This window comes from Burkholderia cepacia (assembly GCF_001039005.1).
GTDB lineage: Bacteria > Pseudomonadota > Gammaproteobacteria > Burkholderiales > Burkholderiaceae > Burkholderia > Burkholderia theae.
In genome coordinates this window covers 1-1,182 of sequence record NZ_LDWR01000138.1, presented here as the reverse complement: position 1 = coordinate 1,182, position 1,182 = coordinate 1, and the positions used below count along the sequence as shown (strand labels likewise).

1 protein-coding gene is annotated in these 1,182 nt (G+C 61.8%); it reads left to right on the top strand.

The window, feature by feature from the left end; all coding sequences use genetic code 11:
• A partial coding sequence (gene tuf / locus VL15_RS38740; RefSeq protein ID WP_230684632.1) for an elongation factor Tu occupies positions 1 to 1,182 on the top strand: 1,182 nt, incomplete at its 5' end.

The following is a 1,182-nucleotide window of genomic DNA, read 5'->3' as shown; positions in this document are numbered from 1 at the left end:
GGTAAATTCGAGCGGACCAAGCCGCACGTGAACGTTGGTACGATTGGTCACGTTGACCACGGCAAGACGACGCTGACGGCAGCGATCACGACGGTGCTGACGAAGAAGTTCGGCGGCGAAGCGAAGGCATACGACCAGATCGACGCGGCACCGGAAGAAAAGGCGCGCGGCATCACGATCAACACGGCACACGTCGAGTACGAAACGGCTAACCGCCACTACGCACACGTCGACTGCCCGGGCCACGCTGACTATGTGAAGAACATGATCACGGGCGCGGCACAGATGGACGGCGCGATCCTGGTTTGCTCGGCAGCAGACGGCCCGATGCCGCAAACGCGTGAGCACATCCTGCTGGCGCGTCAGGTTGGCGTTCCGTACATCATCGTGTTCCTGAACAAGTGCGACATGGTGGACGACGCTGAACTGCTCGAGCTGGTCGAGATGGAAGTTCGCGAACTCCTGTCGAAGTACGACTTCCCGGGCGACGACACGCCGATCGTGAAGGGTTCGGCGAAGCTGGCGCTGGAAGGCGACACGGGCGAGCTGGGCGAAGTGGCGATCATGAGCCTGGCCGATGCGCTGGACACGTACATCCCGACGCCGGAGCGTGCAGTTGACGGCGCGTTCCTGATGCCGGTGGAAGACGTGTTCTCGATCTCGGGCCGTGGCACGGTGGTGACGGGTCGTATCGAGCGCGGCGTCGTGAAGGTCGGCGAAGAAATCGAAATCGTTGGTATCAAGCCGACGGTGAAGACGACCTGCACGGGCGTTGAAATGTTCCGCAAGCTGCTGGACCAAGGTCAAGCAGGCGACAACGTTGGTATCCTGCTGCGCGGCACGAAGCGTGAAGACGTGGAGCGTGGCCAGGTTCTGGCGAAGCCGGGTTCGATCACGCCGCACACGCACTTCACGGCTGAAGTGTACGTGCTGAGCAAGGACGAAGGCGGCCGTCACACGCCGTTCTTCAACAACTACCGTCCGCAGTTCTACTTCCGTACGACGGACGTGACGGGCTCGATCGAGCTGCCGAAGGACAAGGAAATGGTGATGCCGGGCGACAACGTGTCGATCACGGTGAAGCTGATTGCCCCGATCGCGATGGAAGAAGGTCTGCGCTTCGCAATCCGCGAAGGCGGCCGTACGGTCGGCGCCGGCGTCGTCGCCAAGGTCATCGAGTAA